Origin of the sequence: Rhizobium laguerreae, from assembly GCF_002008165.1 — a bacterium.
Taxonomy (GTDB): Bacteria; Pseudomonadota; Alphaproteobacteria; order Rhizobiales; family Rhizobiaceae; genus Rhizobium; species Rhizobium laguerreae.
In genome coordinates this window covers 64,529-87,017 of sequence record NZ_MRDM01000008.1, presented here as the reverse complement: position 1 = coordinate 87,017, position 22,489 = coordinate 64,529, and the positions used below count along the sequence as shown (strand labels likewise).

Annotated in this window: 26 protein-coding genes; 19 read left to right on the top strand and 7 right to left on the bottom strand. The window is 62.1% G+C overall.

Annotated elements, in window-relative coordinates; genetic code table 11:
- Positions 1-233 precede the first annotated feature (233 nt).
- Entirely contained in the window at positions 234-1,517 is a 1,284-nt protein-coding gene (locus tag BS630_RS05190; RefSeq protein WP_077976539.1) for a D-alanyl-D-alanine carboxypeptidase family protein, read from the top strand.
- Between the two features lie 83 nt (positions 1,518-1,600).
- Positions 1,601-1,918, top strand: a complete 318-nt coding sequence (locus BS630_RS05185; RefSeq protein WP_017959258.1) for a nucleoside triphosphate pyrophosphohydrolase family protein — start codon at positions 1,601-1,603, stop codon at positions 1,916-1,918.
- A 112-nt stretch (positions 1,919-2,030) separates the two neighbouring features.
- Here BS630_RS05185 and BS630_RS05180 read toward each other — a convergent pair whose 3' ends face one another.
- The 3 genes from BS630_RS05180 to BS630_RS05170 all read right to left on the bottom strand — a co-directional run bounded on the left by BS630_RS05180 (position 2,031) and on the right by BS630_RS05170 (position 5,025).
- Positions 2,031-2,522: a GNAT family N-acetyltransferase gene (locus BS630_RS05180; RefSeq protein ID WP_077976538.1), complete on the bottom strand. Its 492-nt coding sequence runs from the start codon at positions 2,520-2,522 to the stop codon at positions 2,031-2,033.
- Positions 2,523-2,538: 16 nt separating this feature from the next.
- Positions 2,539-3,954 carry a metalloprotease TldD gene (gene tldD / locus BS630_RS05175; protein ID WP_077976537.1) on the bottom strand — a complete coding sequence of 472 codons (1,416 nt, stop codon included), beginning with the start codon at positions 3,952-3,954 and terminating at the stop codon, positions 2,539-2,541.
- 402 nt (positions 3,955-4,356) lie between these two features.
- Positions 4,357-5,025, bottom strand: a complete 669-nt coding sequence (locus BS630_RS05170; RefSeq protein WP_025393462.1) for an invasion associated locus B family protein — start codon at positions 5,023-5,025, stop codon at positions 4,357-4,359.
- 316 nt (positions 5,026-5,341) lie between these two features.
- Here BS630_RS05170 and coxB point away from each other — a divergent pair, with 316 nt between their 5' ends.
- The 6 genes from coxB (at position 5,342) to BS630_RS05145 (ending at position 10,662) form a co-directional block, all read left to right on the top strand.
- Positions 5,342-6,226, top strand: coding sequence for a cytochrome c oxidase subunit II (gene coxB / locus BS630_RS05165; protein ID WP_077976536.1), 885 nt, complete (start codon positions 5,342-5,344; stop codon positions 6,224-6,226).
- Positions 6,227-6,243: 17 nt separating this feature from the next.
- Positions 6,244-7,959 (top strand): cytochrome c oxidase subunit I, encoded by a 1,716-nt coding sequence (ctaD, locus tag BS630_RS05160; RefSeq protein WP_025393464.1) that lies wholly within the window; start codon positions 6,244-6,246, stop codon positions 7,957-7,959.
- Between the two features lie 67 nt (positions 7,960-8,026).
- On the top strand, positions 8,027-8,977 hold the full coding sequence (locus BS630_RS05155) for a heme o synthase (RefSeq protein ID WP_025393465.1): 951 nt from the start codon (positions 8,027-8,029) through the stop codon (positions 8,975-8,977).
- Complete coding sequence (locus BS630_RS37265; protein WP_011650759.1) at positions 8,977-9,117, top strand: hypothetical protein; 141 nt, start codon at positions 8,977-8,979, stop codon at positions 9,115-9,117. Before BS630_RS05155 ends, BS630_RS37265 begins: the two co-directional genes overlap by 1 nt.
- Positions 9,114-9,722: a cytochrome c oxidase assembly protein gene (locus BS630_RS05150; protein ID WP_077976535.1), complete on the top strand. Its 609-nt coding sequence runs from the start codon at positions 9,114-9,116 to the stop codon at positions 9,720-9,722. Before BS630_RS37265 ends, BS630_RS05150 begins: the two co-directional genes overlap by 4 nt.
- Before the next feature lie 61 nt (positions 9,723-9,783).
- The gene (locus BS630_RS05145; protein ID WP_025393467.1) at positions 9,784-10,662 is read left to right on the top strand and encodes a cytochrome c oxidase subunit 3; all 879 of its coding nucleotides are present in this window, start codon (positions 9,784-9,786) and stop codon (positions 10,660-10,662) included.
- Positions 10,663-11,019: 357 nt separating this feature from the next.
- On the opposite strand, the gene BS630_RS05135 is transcribed toward BS630_RS05145, so the two are convergent.
- Complete coding sequence (locus tag BS630_RS05135; RefSeq protein ID WP_077976533.1) at positions 11,020-11,661, bottom strand: chloramphenicol phosphotransferase CPT family protein; 642 nt, start codon at positions 11,659-11,661, stop codon at positions 11,020-11,022.
- 119 nt (positions 11,662-11,780) lie between these two features.
- Between BS630_RS05135 and BS630_RS05130 the strand changes: the two genes are divergently transcribed.
- The 5 genes from BS630_RS05130 to rnhA all read left to right on the top strand — a co-directional run bounded on the left by BS630_RS05130 (position 11,781) and on the right by rnhA (position 15,462).
- A complete protein-coding gene (locus BS630_RS05130; RefSeq protein WP_077976532.1) occupies positions 11,781-12,161 on the top strand; it encodes a DUF983 domain-containing protein in 381 nt (126 codons plus the stop codon).
- Entirely contained in the window at positions 12,154-12,909 is a 756-nt protein-coding gene (locus BS630_RS05125; RefSeq protein WP_077976531.1) for an SURF1 family protein, read from the top strand. Before BS630_RS05130 ends, BS630_RS05125 begins: the two co-directional genes overlap by 8 nt.
- Positions 12,910-12,972: 63 nt before the next feature.
- Positions 12,973-13,974, top strand: coding sequence for a 4-hydroxy-3-methylbut-2-enyl diphosphate reductase (gene ispH, locus BS630_RS05120; RefSeq protein WP_077976530.1), 1,002 nt, complete (start codon positions 12,973-12,975; stop codon positions 13,972-13,974).
- Between the two features lie 70 nt (positions 13,975-14,044).
- On the top strand, positions 14,045-15,010 hold the full coding sequence (locus tag BS630_RS05115) for a homoserine kinase (RefSeq protein ID WP_077976529.1): 966 nt from the start codon (positions 14,045-14,047) through the stop codon (positions 15,008-15,010).
- Complete coding sequence (gene rnhA, locus BS630_RS05110) at positions 15,007-15,462, top strand: ribonuclease HI (protein WP_017959271.1); 456 nt, start codon at positions 15,007-15,009, stop codon at positions 15,460-15,462. The genes BS630_RS05115 and rnhA overlap by 4 nt, the downstream gene beginning before the upstream one ends.
- A gap of 285 nt (positions 15,463-15,747) precedes the next feature.
- Here the strand turns inward: rnhA and BS630_RS05105 are convergent, their stop codons facing one another.
- The 3 genes from BS630_RS05105 to BS630_RS05095 form a co-directional block, all read right to left on the bottom strand.
- A complete protein-coding gene (locus tag BS630_RS05105; protein ID WP_077976528.1) occupies positions 15,748-16,833 on the bottom strand; it encodes a zinc-binding metallopeptidase family protein in 1,086 nt (361 codons plus the stop codon).
- A gap of 95 nt (positions 16,834-16,928) precedes the next feature.
- On the bottom strand, positions 16,929-17,120 hold the full coding sequence (locus tag BS630_RS05100) for a CsbD family protein (protein WP_077976527.1): 192 nt from the start codon (positions 17,118-17,120) through the stop codon (positions 16,929-16,931).
- A 120-nt stretch (positions 17,121-17,240) separates the two neighbouring features.
- On the bottom strand, positions 17,241-17,846 hold the full coding sequence (locus tag BS630_RS05095; RefSeq protein WP_077976526.1) for a YqgE/AlgH family protein: 606 nt from the start codon (positions 17,844-17,846) through the stop codon (positions 17,241-17,243).
- 141 nt (positions 17,847-17,987) lie between these two features.
- Between BS630_RS05095 and BS630_RS05090 the strand changes: the two genes are divergently transcribed.
- From BS630_RS05090 to BS630_RS05070, 6 genes are all read left to right on the top strand, one after another.
- On the top strand, positions 17,988-18,827 hold the full coding sequence (locus tag BS630_RS05090) for a protein-disulfide reductase DsbD domain-containing protein (protein ID WP_077976525.1): 840 nt from the start codon (positions 17,988-17,990) through the stop codon (positions 18,825-18,827).
- Between the two features lie 130 nt (positions 18,828-18,957).
- Complete coding sequence (locus BS630_RS05085; protein ID WP_003546004.1) at positions 18,958-19,443, top strand: peroxiredoxin; 486 nt, start codon at positions 18,958-18,960, stop codon at positions 19,441-19,443.
- Positions 19,444-19,804: 361 nt separating this feature from the next.
- Positions 19,805-19,933, top strand: coding sequence for a hypothetical protein (locus BS630_RS38400; protein WP_017959275.1), 129 nt, complete (start codon positions 19,805-19,807; stop codon positions 19,931-19,933).
- Positions 19,930-20,679, top strand: a complete 750-nt coding sequence (locus tag BS630_RS05080; RefSeq protein WP_077976524.1) for a metal ABC transporter ATP-binding protein — start codon at positions 19,930-19,932, stop codon at positions 20,677-20,679. The genes BS630_RS38400 and BS630_RS05080 overlap by 4 nt, the downstream gene beginning before the upstream one ends.
- A complete protein-coding gene (locus BS630_RS05075; protein ID WP_077976523.1) occupies positions 20,676-21,548 on the top strand; it encodes a metal ABC transporter permease in 873 nt (290 codons plus the stop codon). Before BS630_RS05080 ends, BS630_RS05075 begins: the two co-directional genes overlap by 4 nt.
- A gap of 16 nt (positions 21,549-21,564) precedes the next feature.
- Complete coding sequence (locus BS630_RS05070; protein ID WP_077976522.1) at positions 21,565-22,464, top strand: metal ABC transporter substrate-binding protein; 900 nt, start codon at positions 21,565-21,567, stop codon at positions 22,462-22,464.
- The last annotated feature ends 25 nt before the right edge of the window (positions 22,465-22,489 follow it).

Here is a 22,489-nt window from a genome sequence, read left to right as displayed (position 1 = left end):
GCCGCAAGTGCGATTTAAGCCTTGCTGAATCCCGATACCGCACAGGTCTTTGATTTCCTGTTAACCAAGACGATGAAAAGACTAGAAAAATAATAGGAGTTGCCTCAAAGTCGCGCCAAACTTACTGCTTCTGTCACATTACGGCACAAATGCCGGTCTGACCGAGCGCCCGCGTCAAGGGCTGCGTATCAGGGGGTCAGCGCATGAACGGCCAGCGTATGAGGGGAAAGTGCATGAGAAAGCTTTTGGCGGCTGTTTTGACCGTAACGCTTGCCGTTTCGGCGCCGCTTGCGGCCCTTGCCGGCAACGCTTCGCTGATCCTCGATGCCCGGACTGGCAAGGTTCTCGCCTCCGAAAACGCCGATACGCTGAACCATCCGGCCTCGCTGACGAAGATGATGACGCTCTATCTCACCTTCGAGGCGTTGAAGCGCGGCAAGATCGCCTGGGACACCCCGATCCGGATGTCGAAATACGCCGCTGCACGCCCGCCGACCAAGCTTGGCATCAAGGCTGGCGGCACGATCACCGTGCGCGAGGCGGTCTATGGCATGATCGTCAAATCCGCCAATGATGCCGCCTCCGCCATGGGCGAGAAGCTCGCCGGCTCGGAAAGCGGCTTTGCCCGGGTGATGACGGCCAAAGCCCGCCAGCTTGGCATGAGCCGCACCGTCTTCGTCAATGCCTCCGGCCTGCCGGATGGCCGTCAGGTCACCACGGCGCGTGACATGTCGACGCTCGCCATCGCGCTGATGAAGAATTATCCGAACGAATACCGGCTGTTTTCGACGGCTAGTTTCAATTTCCGTGGCCAGACGGTGCGCGGCCACAACAATCTCATGTACCGCTACCAGGGCATGGACGGCATCAAGACCGGTTATACCAACGCCTCCGGCTTCAATCTCGTCAGCGCCGTCAGAGACGGCAACCGCCGCGTCGTTGGCGTCGTGCTCGGTGGCCGCACGGCCCGCAGCCGCGACGCCAAGATGGCTGGTTTGCTCGACCGTTATCTCGGCCGTGCCTCGTCTTCCGGCGGCGCAAAGCTGGTGGCGAGCGTCGGCGCCAAGGAGCCCGTCGAAGTCGCGTCCGCCGCCGAGGCCTCCGATGTTCCGGTGCCGCTCAACGCACCGCGCCCGGCCGATGATCTCGCAGCCAAGAGCCTGGCCTATGCCGACGATACCGTCGTGCCGCTGGAGCGTCCCGTCGCGATGGACGAGATCCTCAACGCCGGCAAGACGCCGAAGACATCGGCAGAGAAGACCAATGGCGACTGGCAGATCCAGATCTCGGCCGCACCGAGTGCCGATGCGGCGCGTGCGCTTCTCGCCCAGGCGAAGTCGGAAGGCGGCGCACCGCTCGTCTCCGCCTCGCCCTATACGGAGGCGGTCGGGAAGGGGGTCAACAGGATCTATCGCGCCCGCTTCGTCGGCTTCGCCAGCAAGGATGCCGCCGTCTCGGCCTGCGATGCGTTGAAGCAGCGCTCCTATGACTGCATGCTGCTGCCGGACCACGGCTGATTGCCGCGCGGCGGTCTAGACAATCCCGTTCTGGACAATTGTTGGGAATCAGGTTCTCCTCCATAAACAAAAGGAGAACGCTCATGCTGCGCCGTCTCGCCGATCAGTTCGAAATTTCTTCCTCCACCCATGTCGCGGCCCACGGCATCGAGCGTGATGCCGATTGGTTCCTTCTGAAACTGCAGGAGGAAATGGGCGAGCTGACACAGGCCTGGAACCGGCTGACCGGGCGCGGTCGTGCGAAGGGGCGTTCACCGGAAGATATGCAGCAAGACCTTGCCGACGAGACCGCCGACGTCCTCGGCCATCTTATGCTGTTTGCCCGTCACAACGATCTCGATCTTGCCGCCGCGATCGAACGAAAGTGGCTGTTTCGGCCGGCGCAAACGTCGAAGAGCTGATGCAACGCGCCGAAAATGCGCAGTGTGTTTGGGGGCGACGGCATTTCGATGTGACGCGCTTTAGGCGAGACTGTCCCTCGTCAACCGCACCAGGATTCTCCCGCAGCTTAAGTCAGCCGACCTTATAGCGGTAGAATTTGCTGTCCACCGCCATCAGCGGGAAGGCGCGGGGCAGGGCGCTCTTGGCGATCTCGCTAAAGCCGTTCTTCTCGTAGAAGCGATGCGCGGCGACGAACTTGTCCGTCGTGCCGAGGAAGATATCGGTGAGGCCGACATCCCTGGCATGGGCAAACAGCCGATCGAGAAGCCGTGCGGCCACGCCATGCTCGGAGCCGCGAACTTCAGCTGAGACGAACATCTTGCGCAACGCCGCTTGGTTGTTGCCGATATCCTTGAGCCCGACCGTGCCGACGATGGCGCCATCCTTGAGGGCGACCCAGAACTGCCCCTTGCCGGACTGGTAGAAATCCGGGATGACCCTAAGATCCGGCTGCTCATCCGCAGTGATATCGATGCCAAATTCCTCGCGCTGGATCGGCAGGATCACCGAGAGCACGGCATCGGCGTCATCGGCGGTGAAGGTTCTGATTTCGACGTCCGCCATGACGGATCCTTTCGCCTCAGGTCTGCGTGCCGCCGACCGTCACCTGATCCATGCGCAGATGCGGCTGGCCGACGCCGACGGGAACCCATTGGCCGGCCTTGCCGCAATTGCCGATGCCGGTATCGAGCTTCATGTCGTTGCCGATCATCGACACCCGCTTCATCGCATCCGGGCCGTTGCCGATCAGCATCGCCCCCTTGATCGGCGCGCCGACCTTGCCGTTCTCGATCAGATAGGCCTCGGTGCAGCCGAAGACGAACTTGCCGGAGGTGATGTCCACCTGGCCGCCGCCGAAGGAGACGGCATAGATGCCCTTCTTCACCGAGGCGATGATCTCCTCGGGCGTCTTGTCGCCACCGAGCATATAGGTGTTGGTCATGCGCGGCATCGGTACATGGGAATAGCCCTGGCGGCGGCCGTTGCCGGTGGGCGCCATGCCCATCAGCCGGGCATTCTGCCGGTCCTGCATATAGCCGACGAGCTTGCCGTTTTCGATCAGCACGTTGTAGGCGGACGGCGTGCCCTCATCATCGATGGTGATCGAGCCGCGGCGATTGTCGATCGTGCCGTCATCGACGACAGTGACGCCGGGAGCGGCGACCATCTGGCCGAGAAGACCGGCAAAGGCCGAAGTCTTCTTGCGGTTGAAATCGCCTTCCAGCCCGTGACCAACGGCCTCATGCAGCATCACGCCCGGCCAGCCGGAGCCGAGCACCACGTCCATCGTGCCCGCCGGCGCATCGATCGCCTCGAGATTGACGAGCGCCTGGCGCAGCGCCTCGTCGGCGCCGTATTGCCAGCTGCCTTCGGCGATGAAATCGCCGAAGCCGATGCGCCCGCCGTGGCCATAGGAGCCGCTCTCCTGCCGATCGCCTTCGCCGACCATCACCGAAATGTTGATGCGTGTCATCGGCCTGATGTCGCGCACACGGTGTCCGTCGGCGCGCAGGATATCGACGACCTGCCAGCTTGCGGCAACCGAGGCCGTCACCTGGCGCACCTTGTCATCCTTACTCCTGAGATAGGCGTCGATGTCCTGCAGGACCTTGACCTTCTCCTCGAAGCTCGGCTGACCGATCGGGTTCTCGTCGCTGTAGAATTTCTTGTTGGTGCCCTGGGGCGCTGCCGCGTAGGAGCCGGAATAGCCGCGTGTCACCGCGCCGACGGCATCGGTCGCCCGCTTCAGCGCCGCCACCGAAAGATCGCCGGCATGGGCATAGCCGACCGCTTCGCCGGCAACGGCGCGCAGGCCGAAACCCTGTTCGGTGTTGAAGCTGCCGCCCTTGAGCCGGCCATTGTCGAAGGTCAGCGCTTCCGCCTGCGCATGCTCGATGAACAGTTCGCCGTCATCGGCGCCGGACAGGGCCTCGGCGACGTGCTTGCGCATCGTGGCTTCGTCGGCATCGAAAAGCGTCAGGAGATCGGTGTTCATGGTATGGCTCCATTGGGCATGCGTTCAGGAGTGCACTGACTCCTTAGATAGGGCTCCACATAATAAGGAGTGAAGCCCTGCCGTCGAATTATTCTTTTTTAAAGGGATGGGAGCGTTTCCATCGCTTTGCGCTTTGTGGCGGCTCAGCTTTTTTCCACAATCACTTTGAGAACTGATTTGTTCGAATGCCGAGGAAATATCCGCCCCTCACCCTAACCTTGCCGGGGTCGAGCCACTGGCCTCGACCCGTCCTGCGGACCCCCGTAAAAACGGGCAAGGGGACGTGCCTTGCGCGAGGTGAGTGGGGAACGGAGAGGTCGCGGCATATCCCCTTCGCCCCGTTTACGGGGAGAAGGTGCCGGCAGGCGGATGAGGGGCGGGCCACGGAGACGACGGTTGCCCTCACGGCAGAGCGTCGAAACCTTCGGCGAAGCCCTTGAGGTCGACGGGGATGCCGATGCCTTCTTCCGGGGTCTGGAAGACGATGAAGGTTGCCTGGGCGCCGCTGCGGAAGGTCTTGAGCAACTCGTCCTCGAGCACGACCTCGGCATAGCAGCCGTCGGCGAAGCAGCGGACGAAATAGGCGCGGCCGATATCCTTGCCGTCGACATTGAGCCCGAGGCCGTTCGGCAGCAGCACGCCAAGCGGTGCCAGCACGCGGAGAATCTTCGACTTGCGATCGGCCGTCTTCAGGACGACGACGGAAAGCCCGACCTCCGGCCGATCCTCGGCGATGACATTCTGCATCAGCGCGCATTGCTCGGTCGCCGCACCCGCCGGCTTGTCGCAGACGACGGACCATGCGCCATGATTGGACTTCACCGTGCCCGGCGCCGGCGGTTGTGTCTGGCCAGGTGTCACCGGTTCGACATTCGGTTTGGCGGCGCTCGGCTGTTGCGGCGCCGGAGCAGGGGCCGGCGCCGGCGCGGAAGCCGGGGGCGCGGCCTGTGACGGAGTGGGTTGCTGCTGGGCGAAAACGGGCGTCGTCGCTGCGGCCGCGATGCTGGCAGTCAGGAGAAGCGACTGCGCGAGGGAACGGAAACCCATGGAAACCTCTGGATATCGAATCATTGCGGCTATTGTTGAAGCTGCCCACCAAAAATGAAAAGCCCCACCCCGTGAAAACCGGGGGACTGCGGCGGAAATTGGACCTTTGCGAAATAATGTTTCGCGCGCGGATTGGCCGGAAAGCCGATTTTTCATATGCTGATGAAAAACTTGGGATGTTTTGCCGTTCGAGCCTGCCTATGCTTTGAGCAAAAATGCCGCATAGACAATTGCTCTGACCTGTTGCGGCAAATGCCAAACTGTGGTTTGAAGCGCTGAAGATGGCAAGGATTCTGCGTTCTATTTTGCAGGTCAAGCGCTCGAGGGAGATACTAAGGTGATGAAGAAGGCTTATGCAGCCCTGACCACGCTGGTCTGTCTGCTTTTTGCTTCCGGCACATATGCCGACCAGCCGACGCCGTGGCAGGCGACGCTGCAGCCGGCGGCAACGCCGATCATGCGGGAAATCCAATGGTTCGAACAATATACCCTGTGGTTTATCGTTCCGATCACGCTCTTCGTGCTGGTCCTGCTCATCGTCGTCTGTTTCAAGTTCCGCGCCAGCGCGAACCCGGTTCCCTCGAAGACGAGCCACAACACGCTGATCGAGATTGCCTGGACCGTGGGGCCGGTCCTGGTGCTGCTTTTTCTTGCCATTCCCTCGTTCAACCTGCTGACGGCGCAGCTGACGCTGCCCGAAAACCCGGACGTGACGATCAAGGCGACCGCCACCCAGTGGCAGTGGAACTACGAATATGAAGGTTCGGGCGAAAGCCCGCTGGCTTTCGATTCCTTCCTGCTGAAGGATCAGGACCGCGCAGCCGCCGGCAAGGAAGACAAGTCGATCTATCCCAGGCTTCTCGCCGTCGACAACGAGCTGGTCCTGCCGGTCAACAAGACGGTCCGCGTTCTCGTGACCGCATCACCGACCGACGTCATCCACGCCTTCGCCATGCCGTCCTTCGGCGTCAAGATCGATGCCGTGCCGGGTCGCCTGAACGAGACCTGGTTCAAGGCCGAGCGCGAAGGCCTGTTCTACGGCCAATGTTCCGAGCTCTGCGGCAAGGACCATGCGTTCATGCCGATCGCCATCCGCGTCGTCTCCGAGGACAAGTACAAGCAGTGGCTGACCGCAGCCGCCAGCGACCTGCCCGGCGCCTACAAGACACTCATGGCCGCAACCGATGGTCCCGCAAAGACCGTCAACGTCGCCGAAGCACAGTAATAAAGGGGATCGGGACAATGGCTGGACCTTCCGCTCACGACGATCATTCTCATGATCACGATCGCACGCATGGCGATCACGCCGCCCATCATGACCACGCGCATGACGATCACGGGCACAAGCCGAGCTTTGCCAATCGCTGGCTGTTCTCGACCAACCACAAGGACATCGGCACGCTCTACCTGATCTTCGCGATCATTGCCGGCATCATCGGCGGCGCGCTGTCGGTTGCCATGCGCATGGAGCTGCAGGAGCCGGGCATCCAGATCTTCCACGGCCTGGCCTCGATGGTCTACGGCTATGAGGGCGATGCCGCGATCGACGGCGCCAAGCAGATGTTCAACATGTTCACGACAGCGCACGCGCTGATCATGATCTTCTTCATGGTCATGCCGGCGATGATCGGTGGTTTCGCCAACTGGATGGTGCCGATCATGATCGGCGCGCCTGATATGGCCTTCCCGCGCCTCAACAACATCTCCTTCTGGCTGATCGTTCCTGCCTTCATTCTCCTGCTGCTGTCGATGTTCGTCGAAGGTCCGGCAGGCGCCTACGGCACGGGCGGCGGCTGGACGATGTATCCGCCGCTGGCCACAAGCGGCACGCCGGGACCGGCGGTCGACCTTGCGATCTTCGCACTCCACATTGCCGGCGCCTCGTCGATCCTCGGTGCGATCAACTTCATCACCACGATCCTCAACATGCGCGCTCCCGGCATGACGCTGCACAAGATGCCGCTGTTTGCCTGGTCCGTGCTGATCACCGCCTTCCTGCTGCTGCTGTCGCTGCCGGTTCTGGCTGGCGGCATCACCATGCTGCTCACCGACCGCAATTTCGGCACCGCGTTCTTCTCTCCGGAAGGCGGCGGCGATCCGATCCTCTACCAGCACCTGTTCTGGTTCTTCGGTCACCCCGAGGTCTACATCCTCATCCTGCCTGGCTTCGGCATGGTCAGCCACATCATCTCGACCTTCTCGAGGAAGCCGATCTTCGGCTATCTCGGCATGGCCTACGCCATGGTCGCGATCGGCGCCGTCGGCTTCGTCGTCTGGGCTCACCACATGTATACGGTCGGCCTGTCGCTCGACGCGCAGCGCTACTTCGTCTTCGCGACGATGGTCATCGCCGTTCCGACGGGCGTGAAGATCTTCTCCTGGATCGCGACGATGTGGGGCGGCTCGATCTCGTTCCGCACGCCGATGCTCTGGGCGATCGGCTTCATCTTCCTGTTCACGGTCGGCGGCGTCACCGGCGTCCAGCTCGCCAATGCCGGTCTCGACCGCTCGCTGCATGACACCTATTACGTCGTGGCCCACTTCCACTACGTTCTGTCGCTCGGCGCCGTCTTTGCGATCTTCGCCGGCTGGTACTACTGGTTCCCGAAAATGACCGGCTACCTGTACAACGAGCTGGTCGGCAAGCTGCATTTCTGGGTCATGTTCATCGGCGTCAACCTGGTGTTCTTCCCGCAGCACTTCCTCGGCCTCGCCGGCATGCCGCGCCGCTACATCGATTATCCGGATGCCTTTGCCGGCTGGAACTATGTTTCCTCCATCGGCTCCTACATCTCTGCCTTCGGTGTGCTGATCTTCCTCTACGGCGTCTTCGAAGCCTTCGCCAGGAAGCGTGTCGCCGGCGACAATCCGTGGGGTGAGGGTGCAACGACGCTCGAATGGCAGCTGCCTTCGCCGCCGCCCTATCACCAGTGGGAACAGCTTCCGCGCATCAAGTAAATTGCGCGGGCATCGGGACGCCGCATTCGATACGGCGTCCTGATCGTAAGACATTCAGGACGGAATGATGACGGTTATCGACAATCACGAGGTGCTTGCAAAGGACGGCGAATTGTCGGAAGCGAGTGCGCGCGATTATTTCGAATTGTTGAAGCCACGGGTCATGTCGCTCGTGGTCTTCACTGCCTTTGCCGGTCTCGTACTGGCGCCGGGCCATATCCATCCCGTCCTCGGCGTGATCGCCATCCTCTGCATCGCCGTCGGCGCCGGCGCCTCCGGCGCGCTCAACATGTGGTATGACGCCGATATCGACGCCATCATGAGCCGCACCGCCAACCGTCCGATCCCGGCCGGCCGCATCGCGCCGTCGGAAGCACTCGCCTTCGGCCTGGTACTGTCGGGCTTTTCGGTGGTGATCCTCGGCCTGGCCGTCAACTGGCTCTCGGCCGGCATCCTCGCCTTCACCATTTTCTTCTACGCCGTCGTCTACACCATGTGGCTGAAGCGCTCGACGCCGCAGAACATCGTCATCGGCGGTGCTGCCGGCGCCTTCCCGCCGATGATCGGCTGGGCCTGCGTGACCAACAGCGTGACGATCGAGAGCACCGTTCTCTTCCTCATCATCTTCCTGTGGACGCCGGCGCATTTCTGGGCGCTTGCCCTCTTCAAGATGCGCGATTACGAGGCCGTCGGCGTGCCGATGCTGCCGAACGTTGCCGGCGAACGGGTGACCAAGCATCAGATCGTCGCCTATGCGGTGCTGACTGCCGTCTGCGCGGTCTTGCCGTCTTTCCTCGGTTTCGCGAGCCTCGGCTATGGCCTCGTCGCCGCCGTCCTCGGCGCGATCTTCATATACTGTTCCATCACCGTCTGGCGCATGCCCGACGGCGATCTGAAGATGATCCCGGCGAAGAAGCTCTTCGGCTTCTCGATCTTTTATCTCTTCGCCGTGTTCTCCGCCTTGATGATCGACCGGCTGGCGTCGGTGCTGGTCTCGCATGCGGGAGGTTGGTTCTGATGGAATTGCTCAAGCTCACGGAAGCGCAACGCAAGTCGCGCCGCAACCGCAACGTCGCTCTCGGGCTGGTGCTTGCCGGCCTCGTCATTCTCTTCTACGCGATCACCATCGTGAAGATCGGCGGGGGAATGGCCGGATGAGCGAAGACGCCGCCGCACCGAAGAAGCAGGGCCGCAACAACGGCGCCGTCGTCATGATGTGCCTGAGCTTCGTCTTCGGCATGGGTGCGATGAGCTATGCCGCCGTGCCGCTCTACCGCATCTTCTGCCAGGTGACCGGCTATAACGGCACGACGCAGCGCGTCGACCAGGTGTCGAGCGTCGTGCTCGACCGCAAGATGCGCGTCACCTTCGACGCCAATGTCGCCCCCGGCCTGCAATGGGACTTCAAGCCGGTCGAGCGCGAGGTCAATCCGAAGATCGGCGAGACCATCCAGGTCAATTTCACCGCCGAGAATCGTTCCAACGAGACCCAGCGCGGCCAGGCGGTTTTCAACGTTACGCCGGGCGAAGCCGGCGTCTATTTCAACAAGGTGCAATGTTTCTGCTTCACGGAAACGGACCTGAAGCCGGGCGAGAAGCTCGACATGCCTGTCGTGTTCTACATCGATCCCGAAATCGTCAAGGCGGTGGAATCGAAGAATATCCATACGATCACGCTGTCATATACGTTCTACCCGAAAGAGGGTCCGAAGCCGGTGGCTTCGAATGAGGGTGGAGCGGAGAAGATTGAAAAGAAACTTTGATCAAGGCTCGTTTCCGGCTATGCCGGGAGCGGAGTGAAGGAAGACATCCGGGGATAACGACATGGCCGATGCTCACCAGAAGAATCACGACTATCACATCATCGATCCGAGCCCGTGGCCGATTCTAGCCTCGCTCGGCGCCTTCATCATGGCGCTCGGCGGCGTCTCCTACATGCGTTATCTCAATGGCGGCTCCTTCAAGGTCGCCGGCTTCGAGCTTGCCAATCCCTGGGTTTTCTATATCGGCTTCGCGCTGGTGCTCTACGTCATGTATGGCTGGTGGGCTGATACGGTGAAGGAAGCCCATGAGGGCGCCCACACCCGTGTCGTCTCGCTGCACTTGCGCTACGGCATGATCATGTTCATCGCTTCGGAAGTGATGTTTTTCGTCGCTTGGTTCTGGGCCTATTTCGACGCCAGCCTCTATCCGAACGAAGCGATCCAGGCCTCGCGCGTGCTCTATACCGGCGGCACCTGGCCGCCGAAGGGTATCGAGGTTCTCGACCCCTGGCACCTGCCGATCTACAACACCGTCATCCTGCTCCTGTCGGGAACCACGGTCACGTGGGCGCATCATGCGCTGCTGCACAACGACCGCAAGGGCCTGATCCAGGGCCTGACGCTGACCGTGCTGCTCGGCATGTTCTTCTCTGCCGTTCAGGCCTACGAATATGCTCACGCGCCGTTCGCCTTCAAGAGCTCGATCTACGGCGCGACCTTCTTCATGGCGACCGGTTTCCACGGTTTCCACGTCCTCGTCGGCACGATCTTCCTGGCTGTCTGCCTGATCCGCGCGCTGCGCGGCGACTTCACCCCGAAACAGCATTTCGGCTTCGAGGCGGCAGCCTGGTACTGGCACTTCGTCGACGTCGTCTGGCTGTTCCTGTTCTTTTGCATCTACGTCTGGGGCGGCTGGGGCGCACCCGTCGCAGCCGGCTGATTGGAACGATCTTCAAGCAAAAGGCGGGCCTCGTGCCCGCCTTTTTTATTGGTGGGGTCCGCGACAGCCCCCACCTTTTCGGAGACGAGAGGGACGTGGCATGCAAGAGCGGGCTATGCCGACGCGAGCGCGGTCGAATCCCGCATGAATGTTGTTGGAAAGACCGGCTTCGCCGGCCCCCTCATCCGCCCTACGGGCACCTTCTCCCCGCTGGGGAGAAGAGGAATCGAGAGGGCGCGGCATATCCCCTTCGCCCCGCGAGCGGGGTCCGAAGGACGGTGCCGGCAGGCGGATGAGGGGCTGGTCTCGGCAATCTTCCGGGTCGAGGTGAGGGCCCCGTGCCCGCTGTTTATCGCCTCAGCGCGCCCCGGCGATCCGTTCGAAGGCCGAAGGTTCGGGAATACCGAGATCCAACTGGTGGCGGATCGCCTCGGCGCATTCGAGCGGTGTCAGCACTGACGTATCGACCTCCATATCGTAGATCCCGGGACGATGAACCTCATCCTGCCAGCGCTGCACCGGTTCCGGGACTGGTACGTCTTCGGTGGCGGTGAGATAAAGCGTCTCGCGCCCTTCCTGGACAATGTCGCGCCGCTGCATGATCGTCTCGATCGGACAGCGCACGCCGACGAACAGCACGGGGAAGTCTTCCAGTCGCCGGGCGCAATCACCGAGGATGCCGAGCGGCTGCGAATAGCTGTCGTGGTGACCGAGATCGGCGATGACATTGAGCCCCAGGCTGGCATGGATGGCGATCGATTCGTAGAGTGCTGCATAAAAGAACGGCACCAGTTCCTCGAGATCCGGCCGTTCGCCGCCCGGCCGCAGTCCGATGCCCGGAAGGTAGCGCTTCGGTGTCATGGCATTGTAGCTGTCGACGCCGAGGTTGATCCACGGGCCTTCGAATTCATCCTGGATCACGCGCACGATGCTTGATTTGCCGCTCCGCGGCGCACCATTCAAGATTACGATCTGCCCGGCATGGCTGTCATTGCTCATCAGTTTTCTTCTTCTGTTTGGCGCGAATCGCTCGGCAGAGACCGCGCAGCTATTTCCATTCGGGATGCGAATACTTTATGGGAGAGTTAAGGCAGCATGGAATTGTCACAAGGATCAGCATGAGCGAGGACAGCGCCCATTTCCCCCCCGTCGACCCGGTGAAGACCGGAATCAAGGGCTGCTGCCCGCGCTGCGGTGAGGGCAAACTCTTCGATGGCCTGCTCGGCGTGAAGCCGCGCTGCGCTGCCTGCGGCCTCGATTATTCCTTCGCTGATTCCGGTGACGGCCCCGCGGTCTTCGTCATCCTCATCGTCGGCTTCATCGTCATCGGCATGGTGCTGTGGCTGGAGGTGAATTACGGGCCGCCGATCTGGGTGCATATCCTGCTCTTCGCTCCGCTGACGATTATCCTGTCGCTGCTGACGCTGCGCTGGTTCAAAGGCATCCTGATCGCCATGCAATACCGTCATAATGCCCGCGAAGGACGCCTGAGTGACTGAAATAGTGCATGCAACGCCGCGCCGCCGGCTGCCGGTTTTGACCGGCATCCTGGTGCTGATCGCCCTTGCCATCCTGATTTCGCTCGGCACCTGGCAGGTGGAGCGCCTGTACTGGAAGGAAGGCCTGATCGCCGATATCGCCGCGCGGCAGGCAGCAAGCCCCGTGCCGCTTGCCGACATCGAGGCGATGGCGGCTGCAGGCGGCGATATCGAATACCGCAAGGTGACCGCCACCGGCCGCTATATCAACAACAAGGAGCGGCACTTCTTCGCCACCTGGCGCGGCCAGACCGGCTATTACATCTATACGCCGCTGGAGCTTGCCGACGGGCGCATTCTCTTCGTCAATCGCGGCTTCGTTCCCTATGACAACAAGGAGCCGGAAATGCGCATGCAGGGCCAGCTGACGGGAGAGCAGACCGTCACTGGCCTGGCGCGCGAAAAGCTTCCCGGTAAGCCTTCCTGGGTGGTGCCCAACAACGACGTCGCCAAAAACATCTTCTACTGGAAGGATCTCGACGTCATGGCCGAGAGCGTCGGGCTGGAGAAAGCGAGCGTCATTCCCTTTTTCGTCGATGCCGATTCTACCCCCAATCCGGCCGGCCTGCCGATCGGCGGCGTCACCCAGGTGGATCTGCCGAACGACCATCTGCAATATGCTTTCACCTGGTACGGGCTGGCCGCCGTGCTCGTCGTCGTGGTGGCGATCTCCTGGTTCCGCAAGGGTGCCAAGACACCTCAGCAATAGTATCACTTCAATTCTCGACCATATTGGGCTAGAGGTCCCTAAATCTCTCAACCCGGAACAGACATGAATATTGCGGCGAAACCTCCTTTGACGATCAGGCTCTGCGGCCCGCGCGGCTTCTGCGCCGGCGTCGACCGTGCCATCCAGATCGTCGTGCTGGCGCTGAAATCCTATGGCGCCCCGGTCTATGTGCGCCACGAGATCGTCCACAATCGCTATGTCGTCGAGGGGCTGGAGGCCAAGGGCGCCGTCTTCGTCGAGGAACTGGACGAGATCCCGGCAGAACATCGCGCCCAGCCGGTGGTCTTCTCCGCCCACGGCGTGCCGAAATCCGTGCCCGAGGATGCGGCAAGCCGCAACCTCTTCTATCTCGACGCCACCTGCCCGTTGGTTTCCAAGGTCCACAAGCAGGCGATGCGCCACAATCGCCTCGGCCGCCATGTCATCCTCATCGGCCATGCCGGCCACCCCGAGGTGATCGGCACGATGGGTCAGCTGCCGGAGGGATCGGTCTCGCTGATCGAGACGATCGAGGATGCGGACGCCTATGTCCCTGTTGATCCCGATAATCTCGGCTATGTCACCCAGACGACGCTGTCGGTCGACGATACGGCCGGTGTCATCACCCGCCTGCACGAACGCTTCCCGAACCTGACGGCGCCGGCGGCGGACTCGATCTGTTATGCGACGACCAACCGCCAGGAAGTGGTGAAGCAGGCAGCCCCCGGCTGCGATCTCTTCATCATCGTCGGCGCGCCGAATTCGTCCAATTCCAAGCGGCTCGTTGAAGTGGCGCTCAGGGCAGGGGCGAAGAAATCGATCCTCGTGCAGCGCGCCGCCGAGCTCGACTGGGACGAGATCGGCGCGATTTCGACGCTCGGCCTTTCCGCCGGCGCTTCCGCGCCCGAGGTCATCGTCAACGAGATCATCGAGGCTTTCCGCGCTCGCTTCGATGCCCGCGTCGAACTGGCCGAAACGGTGCAGGAAACCGAAAATTTCCTGGTCAACCGCGAATTGCGCAGCATCGAGCTGACGACCGCCGACATGGCCTTCGTCAACGGCTAGATCGGCCTTTCGGCCTAGGCGTCCACTCCGGCAAATCCAATATCAACAAGGCATGAAGGCGAGACCTCACTTGGCAGTCTATACCGATATCGCCGAAGACGATCTGAAATGGTTCCTGACGGAATATGACGCGGGCACGCTGCTTTCCTACAAGGGCATTGCCGAGGGCGTCGAAAACTCCAACTTCCTGCTTCACACTTCCAAGGACCCGCTGATCCTGACGCTCTATGAGAAGCGGGTGGAAAAGAGCGACCTGCCTTTCTTCCTCGGCCTGATGCAGCACCTTGCCGCCCGCGGCCTGTCCTGCCCGCTGCCGCTGCCGCGCCGCGACGGCGCTCTGCTCGGCTCGCTGTCCGGCCGCCCGGCGGCGCTGATCTCCTTCCTCGAAGGCATGTGGCTGAGAAAGCCGGAGGCGAAGCACTGCCGCGAGGTCGGCAGAGCGCTGGCCGAGATGCATGTGGCCGGCGCTGATTTCCAGTTGAAGCGGGCGAATGCGCTGTCGATCGACGGCTGGCGGGGGCTCTGGGAGAAATCCGAGGCGCGCGCCGGCGAGGTCGAGCCCGGCCTGCAGACCGAGATCCGCAGCGAACTCGATTTCCTCTCCGCCGCCTGGCCGAGTGGCCTGCCGGCCGGCGTCATCCATGCCGACCTCTTCCCCGACAACGTCTTCTTCCTCGGCGACCAGCTCTCCGGCCTGATCGATTTCTATTTCGCCTGCAACGACCTGCTCGCCTATGACGTCTCGATCTGCCTGAATGCCTGGTGCTTCGAGAAAGACGGCGCCTATAACATCACCAAGGGCACGGCGATGCTAGAGGGGTACCAGAGCGTTCGGCCGCTGAGCGATGCCGAAATCTCAGCCCTGCCGGTGCTGTCGCGTGGGTCCGCGCTGCGCTTCTTCCTGACCCGGCTCTATGACTGGCTGATGACGCCTGAGGGCGCCATGGTCACCAAGAAGGACCCGCTCGAATATCTGCGCAAGCTGCGGTTCCACCGCCAGATCAAATCGCCCGCCGAATATGGATTGAGCCTATGAAACACGTCGATATCTTTACCGACGGCGCATGCTCCGGCAATCCCGGCCCCGGCGGCTGGGGCGCGGTGCTGCGTTATGGCGATGTCGAAAAGGAGCTTTGCGGCGGCGAGGCGGATACCACCAACAATCGCATGGAGCTGCTGGCGGCAATCTCGGCGCTGTCGGCGCTGAAAACGCCCTGCGAGGTCGATCTCTATACCGACAGCGCCTATGTCAAGGACGGCATTTCCAAGTGGATTTTCGGCTGGAAGAAAAACGGCTGGAAAACCGCTGACAAGAAGCCGGTGAAGAATGCCGAACTCTGGCAGGCGCTGGAGGCGGCCCGTGACCGCCACAAGGTGACGCTGCACTGGGTCAAGGGCCATGCCGGCCACCCGGAAAACGAACGCGCCGACGAACTCGCCCGCCGGGGTATGGAGCCGTTCAAGAAGGGTAAGGCGGTTTCGTTTTAAGTGTGCAGCCTCACGCATCCGCCAGGGAAAAGCCCGCTTCCGTAACTCTCCGCCAACCCACCCTCCGTTATCCTCGGGCTTGACCCGAGGATCCACGCTGGTGTCCATCAGCATCGGGTATAGATCCTCGGCTCAAGCCCGAGGAGGACGGAGATTGGGGTGGCGTTCTCGCCCAATCTCTCCGCCGGCGGACCAGATAGCCGATGGGGTTCCATCGGGCAGACACTTACCTGACGGTGGGATGTCGCCGCACCTCACGGTAGCGATGCGACGGCTTCCAGCAACTCAAGCCGCCCGCTGCTGCGGCGCCGTCGCCGGGCCCTGGATCAGCCGGTGCAGATATTCGAGCTTTGCCACAACAGGCGAGGACAGCACGAAGGGATAGGAGTCGGGTTGGCCCATGCTGCGCTGGATGGCGTTGATCGCGATGCTGAGCGGCACCCAGGCACTGACCAGCTGTTCGGCGCTCCTTGCCCTGTAGGGGATGAAATCCACCTCGCCGGCGATTTCCTCATGGCCGCGTGGATCGATAGCGATGCCGAAGGCGCGTGCGGTTTCGAGCGTATCGACGATATGGAGGTAATGCGCGAAGCATTCGGCAAAATCCTCCCAGGGGTGTGATGCCGCATAGGCGCTGATGAAATTGTCCTGCCATCCCAAAGGCGCGCCGCCGGCATAATGGGTCTGGAGGGCTGCCATATAATCCTGCCGTTCGTCGCCGAAGACGGCGCGGAAATCGGCAAGGCCGCCCCGATCGCGCACCAGTTTGTTCCAGATGAAATGGCCGGCCTCGTGGCGGAAATGGCCAAGCAGCGTGCGGTAGGGTTCGTTCATCGAGCTGCGCGCCTGTTCGCGCGTCGCATCGTCGGCCTCTGCGGCGCGGATGGTGATCAGGCCTTCCTCGTGACCGGTCATAGCAGGCACGATAAAGCCGTTGCTCTCGATTGAATCCTCGAGGAAATCGAAGACCAGGCCGCCTTGCGGGTCTTGCGCCCGATCCGGATGCGGCAGCTTCCAGCGCAGCAGCGAATAAAACAGATGACGCTGCGCCTGGCTGATGCGCCGCCAGCGGTCGATGCCGTCCTGAGTGTCAGTGTTCGGAACCAGCCGGTTATGGCGGCAGGCAACACAGAATTCACTCTCGCCCTCATCGTCCACCAGCCAGTTGCAGATGTCGAGGCTGGCATTGGCGCAGAAGCGGACGTCGCGATCGGGATTGGAAACGAGCTGCCAGAGCGTCTCGTCGCGCGGTTCCAGTGCATGCATGGCGAGATCGCCGGGCAGGAAGCCGAGGCGGTGGTTGCAGCGCACGCATCGACGGTTGTCGAAGTGGACGACCTGATCGCAATTGTCGCAGGCAAAAAGCTTCATCGTGTCTATCTCTGCAAAGCATGAGGATGGGGGATTGAAAATGCCTGCCGCGCGAGGGGCGCAGCAGGCATGGTTCTTGAAGGATGCACTATTGCTCAGAGCCGGTCGACGGCGCCCTTGAGCTTGTCCTTGACCTTGCCGGTTGCGACTTGTCCCTTGCCCTTGGCTTCCTGGACGGCGCCCTTGGCCTGCATTTCGCGATCGTCCGTCGCCTTGCCGACGCCCTGCTTGGTCTTGCCGGCAATTTCGTTTGCCTTGCCGGAAATCTTGTCGCTGGTGCTACCCATTATGTGATGTCTCCTTGGTCGGCATGGGCCTTTTGTCCATGCTCGCCGAAATGAAACGTCACTTGCAGCTATTCGTTCCCGCTGCCGTCAGGTCAGCTGCTGTCAGGCAAGGCAAGCCTCTCAAGCATGGCCGGCTTCGGCCGAAAGCATGGCAGCGGTCACGCCCATGCCGGCGAGCGCCCGCTCGTATTTATCATCGAGGCTGCGGTCGAAGATCAAATCCTCATTGGCCGGGCAGGTGAGCCAGCCATTGTTGACGACCTCGCTTTCGAGCTGGCCGGCCGCCCAGGAGGAATAGCCGAGCAGCATAGTCGCGCGCGTCGGCCCATCGCCCTTGGAGATGGCGCGCACGATATCGAGCGTCGCCGTCAGGCAGATGTCGTCGCTGACCGGGATCGAGGAGTCGCTGGCATAATCGTCCGAATGCAGCACGAAGCCGCGGCCGCTTTCCACCGGGCCGCCGGTCTGGATCGGGAATTCGCGCGCCCGCTTCGGCAGCACGATCGAGTCTTCCGGCTTGATCATGTCGAGATGCTGCAGCACATCGGCGAAAGTAAGGCTCTGCGGACGGTTGATGACGAAGCCCATGGCGCCGGCATCCGAATGCGCGCAGATGTAGATGACAGCGCGCGCAAAATTGCGGTCTTCCATGCCCGGCATGGCGATGAGGAACTGGCCATCGAAGAAGCCACGTTCCCGTCTGTTCTTCAGGGTCAATAAGGACATCGTTCCTCCTGCTGCTAGACCGCACCAAGGCCTCGACAAAAGAAACATGGGCCAATGTCACACATCAATCAACTGAAAATGAAGATTTAAATCGCAGCGACTTCTGGCGGCCAAACACCAGTTTCGGTAAACCTTTGTTCCATGATGATTATTTCCTCAGGCCCGCGCAGGCTTTTAATCGCGGTTGTATCGCTGGTCACAGCCCTTGTGCCGTTTTATTCCGCCCATGCGGAAATGAGCGCCTGGGCGGAAAACGAGGGCGGCCGCATGCGCCTCGTGGCGCTCGCACCCGATGCCGCCGGCAAAATCCGCGCCGCCCTTCAGATCGAGCCGAAGCCCGGCTGGATCACCTATTGGAAAGAGCCCGGCAACAGCGGCATTCCGCCCCAAATCACCATCGCGGCGGAAAGCGGCGTCACGCTCGATGCCGTCGCCTATCCCGTCCCGAAGCATTTTTTCAAGGGCGCGATCGAGGATATCGCCTATGACGCGCCGGTGACGCTGCCGCTGTCGTTGACGGCGGCCGGCAAAGGCCCGGTGACGATCGACGCCGCCGCCTTCATCGGCATCTGCAAGGATATTTGCATTCCCTTCCAGGCGAATTTGCAGCTGAAGCTTGGCCCCGCCATCCAGTCGCACCCGCAGGAGGAGGCGATCCTTCAGGCCGCCGATGCGAGATTGCCGAAGCCGCCATCGCCGGATTTCGACGTGACGGCGCATGCGATGTCGCCCGACAGGAAGACGCTGTCGCTTGATCTCGTCTTGCCGGGTGAGGGGAAGACCGCGCCCGATATCATCGTCACCGGTCCGAGCGGTTATGCCTTCACCAAGCAGATCGGCGGCAAACGCGACGGCAGGACCTTCAAGGTCGATATATCAATCGGCAAGCTGCCGAAGGATTATGACATATCCGTCAAGCAATGGAGCGTGCTCGTCATTGACGGCGAAAGGGCGATGGAGACCACACTTGCCTTTCAATGATGGGCTCCTATAGTCGCCTCCGATCCCTGCGGCGCCCGCCGCCGCCAAGCCGGAATTTCCAAAGCCAGAACCCAAAGCCCGGAACCCCCCGGAGCCGGAAACCGCTAAGGACAGAACCAAGGAGAAGACCATGACCATCGCGATCGGCGACAAGCTTCCTGCCGCCACCTTCAAGGAAAAGACGACTGACGGCCCCGTCGAAATCACCACCGATCAGCTCTTCGCCGGCAAGCGCGTCGTGCTCTTCGCCGTGCCGGGCGCGTTTACGCCCACCTGCTCGCTGAACCACCTGCCGGGTTATCTCGAAAACCGCGATACCATCCTTGGCAAGGGCGTCGACGACATCGCCGTCGTTGCCGTCAACGACTGGCACGTGATGGGCGCCTGGGCGCAATCATCAGGCGGCATGGGCAAGATCCACTTCCTCGCCGATTGGGATGCCGGCTTCACCAAGGCCGTCGGCCTCGACGCCGACCTCTCCGCCGGCGGCCTCGGCCTCCGCTCCAAGCGCTATTCGATGCTGGTGGAAGACGGCGTGGTCAAAGCCCTCAACGTCGAGGAAAGCCCCGGCCAGGCCACCGTTTCGGGTGCCGCCGCGATGCTGGAACAGCTTTGAGCGTTAGAGAAAGTCTGCCCCTCACCCTAACCCTCTCCCCGTAAAAGCGGGGCGAGGGGACGTGCCCTGCGAGAGGTTGGTGGGACCGGAGAGGTTGCGGCTATCTCCCTTCGCCCCGCGAGCGGGGGTCCGAAGGACGGGGCGAGACCCGTGGCTCGACCCCGGTCGGTGCCGGCAGGCGGATGAGGGGCCGCCGAGGGCTCGAACGATCACATCCCAAACATTATAAGAGACATCCTGCCAGATGAGGGGCGGCCATTCGGTCGCCCTTTCAATTGTGTGAGGTACCTGCCAGCCCCGCCTCAATCTCGCCGCAATCGTTATAACATAACCGTAATGTTATTACATTGTAGGATGCACCATGCCCCCGAGCCCCGACCGCCCCTCCGTCAGCCTGCTCGGGCAGTCGGCGTTATCCAGAGTGATCGGCATGGCGCTGGTCATTGCGCTGCTGTGGCTGGCGATCCACTGGGCGGTTGTCTTGCCATGACGCCGCTGATCCGTCTGGAGAATCTGACCGTCGCCTATAACAGGCACCCCGCCGTCCATCATGTCTCCGGCGCCTTCGCCGCAGGAAGCCTGACGGCGATTGCCGGGCCGAACGGGGCAGGCAAGTCGACGCTGCTGAAGGCGATCATGGGCGAGCTTCGTCCCGCCGAAGGCAGGGTCGAGCACCGGCTGGGGCGGGCGGAATTCGGTTACCTCCCGCAGGCGGCCGAGATCGACCGCCGCTTTCCGATCTCGGTGATCGACACCGTCATGCTCGGCGCCTGGAAGAAAACGGGCGCCTTCGGCCACATCGCGCCCGCCGAGGTGAAAAGGGCAGGCGAGGCGCTCTCAGCCGTCGGGCTCGAAGGCTTCGGCCGGCGTCATGTCGGGTCGCTCTCGGCCGGCCAATTCCAGCGTGTGCTCTTTGCCCGTCTGCTGCTGCAGGATGCCGGCATCATCCTGCTCGATGAGCCGTTTACGGCGATCGATGCCCGCACGACCAGGGACCTCGTCGATATCGTCACTCGCTGGCACGGCGAGGGCCGCACGGTGATTGCCGTGCTCCACGATTTCGAGCTGGTCCGCGCCCATTTCCCGCAAACCCTGCTGCTCGCCCGTGAATTAGTCGGCTGGGGTGCAACCGCAGACGTCATGTCCTCCGTCAATCTCCTGAAGGCCCGCGCCATGGCCGAGCGTTGGGATGAGGATGCGAGCGCCTGCGCACCCGAAGAGGCGCCGGCGGCATGACGGCTTATGATCTCTTCCTCGCGCCCTTTGCCGATTACGGCTTCATGCGCCGCGCCCTTGTCGCCTGCCTCTGCCTCGGGCTCGGCTCGGGACCGATCGGCGTCTTCCTGATGCTGCGGCGCATGAGCCTGATGGGCGACGCCATGAGCCATGCCGTGCTGCCGGGGGCTGCCATCGGTTATCTCGTCGCCGGCTCCCTGTCGCTGACGGCGATGGGTCTTGGCGGTCTCATCGCCGGCCTGTCGGTGGCGCTGCTTTCGGGCGCCGTCAGCCGGATGACCGTGCTGCAGGAGGATGCAAGCTTTGCCAGCTTCTATCTCGCGTCGCTGGCGCTCGGCGTGCTGATCGTCTCGCTGCGCGGTTCGAATATCGATCTGTTGCATGTGCTCTTCGGCACCATCTTGGCGATCGATGCTCCCGCCCTTTATCTGATCGGCGCGATCACCTCGCTGACCCTCGTCGTCCTCGCCTTCATCTACCGGGCGCTGGTGGCCGAATGTTTCGATCCGGGGTTCCTGCGCGCCGTCGGCGGGCGCGGGCCGGTCTATCACGTGCTCTTCCTGCTGCTCGTGGTGCTGAACCTCGTCGCCAGCTTCCAGGCGCTCGGCACGCTGATGGCAGTCGGCCTGATGATGCTGCCGGCAGCCGTCGCCCAGCTCTGGTCGCGCAGCCTGGCCGTGATGATGGCGATATCGGCTGTCAGTGCCGCCGCATCCGGCTATCTCGGCCTGATCGCCTCCTACCATCTCGAACTTGCCTCCGGCCCGACGATCATCATGACGGCGGCGATCCTCTACGGCTTTTCCATTCTTTTCGCGCCCTCCGGCTTAGCCCGGCGCTTCTTCCCCCGCCCGCATTTGAAGGGCTGATCCCAAGGAGACTTCGATGACACCGCACAGACTGCTTCTCTCCGCAGCAATCCCCGCTTTGATGGCGCTGTCGGCCGTGCCGGCCTCCGCCGAAACGCTGAAGGTTGTGGCCTCCTTCACCGTGCTTGCCGATGTCGTCAAACAGGTCGGCGGCGAGCACGTCAAGGTGACGAGCCTCGTCGGGCCGAACGGCGATCCCCATGAATTCGAGCCGTCGCCGGCCGATGCGAAGAATTTGAAAGCAGCGCAGGTTACCTTCGTCAGCGGCGAGGGCCTGGAGGGCTGGATGGACCGGCTGATCACCGCCTCGGGCTATAAGGGCAAGCCGGTCACCGTCTCCGAAGGTATTAACACCCGCACCATGGAAGAGGATGGCGAAAAAATCACCGATCCGCATGTCTGGAACAGCCCCGTCAACGTCAAGGTCTGGGTCGCCAATATCGAAAAGGCGCTGTCATCGGCCGATCCCTCGGACGCCGCCGCCTTCAAGGCCAATGCCGAAAAGTACACCAGAACGCTGGACGAACTGAACGCCTATGCGCATGCGAAATTCGACAAGGTGGCCGACGATCGCCGCAAGGTGCTGACCAGCCATGATGCCTTCGGCTATTTCGGCCGCGAATATAGTGTCAGCTTCCTGGCGCCACTTGGTCTGTCCACCGAAAGCGAGGCATCGGCCGCCGACGTCGCCAAGCTGATCGAGCAGATCAAGGGCGAGCGCGTGAAGGCCTATTTCTTCGAAAATTCCAACGATCCGCGCCTGGTCAAGCAGGTCGCCAAGGCAACCGGGGCCGAGCCCGGCGGCGAGCTCTATGTTGAATCCCTGTCCGACGCCAAGGGACCGGCGCCGACTTATGAAAAGATGTTCAAGTACAATGTCGACCAGCTCGCCGCCGCCATGGCGAAATCGAGCTGAAGTATCGAGGGCTGCAGGCCTATCC

Bases quoted from the DNA above. Each gene is read 5' to 3' on its own strand.
- rnhA (WP_017959271.1), top strand. From the start codon at position 15,007: ATGAAACACGTCGATATCTTTACCGACGGCGCATGCTCCGGCAATCCC.
- BS630_RS05145 (WP_025393467.1), top strand. From the start codon at position 9,784: ATGGCCGATGCTCACCAGAAGAATCACGACTATCACATCATCGATCCG.
- BS630_RS05085 (WP_003546004.1), top strand. From the start codon at position 18,958: ATGACCATCGCGATCGGCGACAAGCTTCCTGCCGCCACCTTCAAGGAA.
- ispH (WP_077976530.1), top strand. From the start codon at position 12,973: ATGAATATTGCGGCGAAACCTCCTTTGACGATCAGGCTCTGCGGCCCG.
- ctaD (WP_025393464.1), top strand. From the start codon at position 6,244: ATGGCTGGACCTTCCGCTCACGACGATCATTCTCATGATCACGATCGC.
- coxB (WP_077976536.1), top strand. From the start codon at position 5,342: ATGAAGAAGGCTTATGCAGCCCTGACCACGCTGGTCTGTCTGCTTTTT.
- BS630_RS05075 (WP_077976523.1), top strand. From the start codon at position 20,676: ATGACGGCTTATGATCTCTTCCTCGCGCCCTTTGCCGATTACGGCTTC.
- BS630_RS05105 (WP_077976528.1), bottom strand. From the start codon at position 16,833: ATGAAGCTTTTTGCCTGCGACAATTGCGATCAGGTCGTCCACTTCGAC.
- BS630_RS05170 (WP_025393462.1), bottom strand. From the start codon at position 5,025: ATGATTCGATATCCAGAGGTTTCCATGGGTTTCCGTTCCCTCGCGCAG.
- BS630_RS05100 (WP_077976527.1), bottom strand. From the start codon at position 17,120: ATGGGTAGCACCAGCGACAAGATTTCCGGCAAGGCAAACGAAATTGCC.
- BS630_RS38400 (WP_017959275.1), top strand. From the start codon at position 19,805: ATGCCCCCGAGCCCCGACCGCCCCTCCGTCAGCCTGCTCGGGCAGTCG.
- BS630_RS05155 (WP_025393465.1), top strand. From the start codon at position 8,027: ATGACGGTTATCGACAATCACGAGGTGCTTGCAAAGGACGGCGAATTG.
- BS630_RS05180 (WP_077976538.1), bottom strand. From the start codon at position 2,522: ATGGCGGACGTCGAAATCAGAACCTTCACCGCCGATGACGCCGATGCC.
- BS630_RS05080 (WP_077976524.1), top strand. From the start codon at position 19,930: ATGACGCCGCTGATCCGTCTGGAGAATCTGACCGTCGCCTATAACAGG.
- BS630_RS05095 (WP_077976526.1), bottom strand. From the start codon at position 17,846: ATGTCCTTATTGACCCTGAAGAACAGACGGGAACGTGGCTTCTTCGAT.
- BS630_RS05135 (WP_077976533.1), bottom strand. From the start codon at position 11,661: ATGAGCAATGACAGCCATGCCGGGCAGATCGTAATCTTGAATGGTGCG.
- BS630_RS37265 (WP_011650759.1), top strand. From the start codon at position 8,977: ATGGAATTGCTCAAGCTCACGGAAGCGCAACGCAAGTCGCGCCGCAAC.
- tldD (WP_077976537.1), bottom strand. From the start codon at position 3,954: ATGAACACCGATCTCCTGACGCTTTTCGATGCCGACGAAGCCACGATG.
- BS630_RS05090 (WP_077976525.1), top strand. From the start codon at position 17,988: ATGATGATTATTTCCTCAGGCCCGCGCAGGCTTTTAATCGCGGTTGTA.
- BS630_RS05185 (WP_017959258.1), top strand. From the start codon at position 1,601: ATGCTGCGCCGTCTCGCCGATCAGTTCGAAATTTCTTCCTCCACCCAT.
- BS630_RS05130 (WP_077976532.1), top strand. From the start codon at position 11,781: ATGAGCGAGGACAGCGCCCATTTCCCCCCCGTCGACCCGGTGAAGACC.
- BS630_RS05070 (WP_077976522.1), top strand. From the start codon at position 21,565: ATGACACCGCACAGACTGCTTCTCTCCGCAGCAATCCCCGCTTTGATG.
- BS630_RS05150 (WP_077976535.1), top strand. From the start codon at position 9,114: ATGAGCGAAGACGCCGCCGCACCGAAGAAGCAGGGCCGCAACAACGGC.
- BS630_RS05190 (WP_077976539.1), top strand. From the start codon at position 234: ATGAGAAAGCTTTTGGCGGCTGTTTTGACCGTAACGCTTGCCGTTTCG.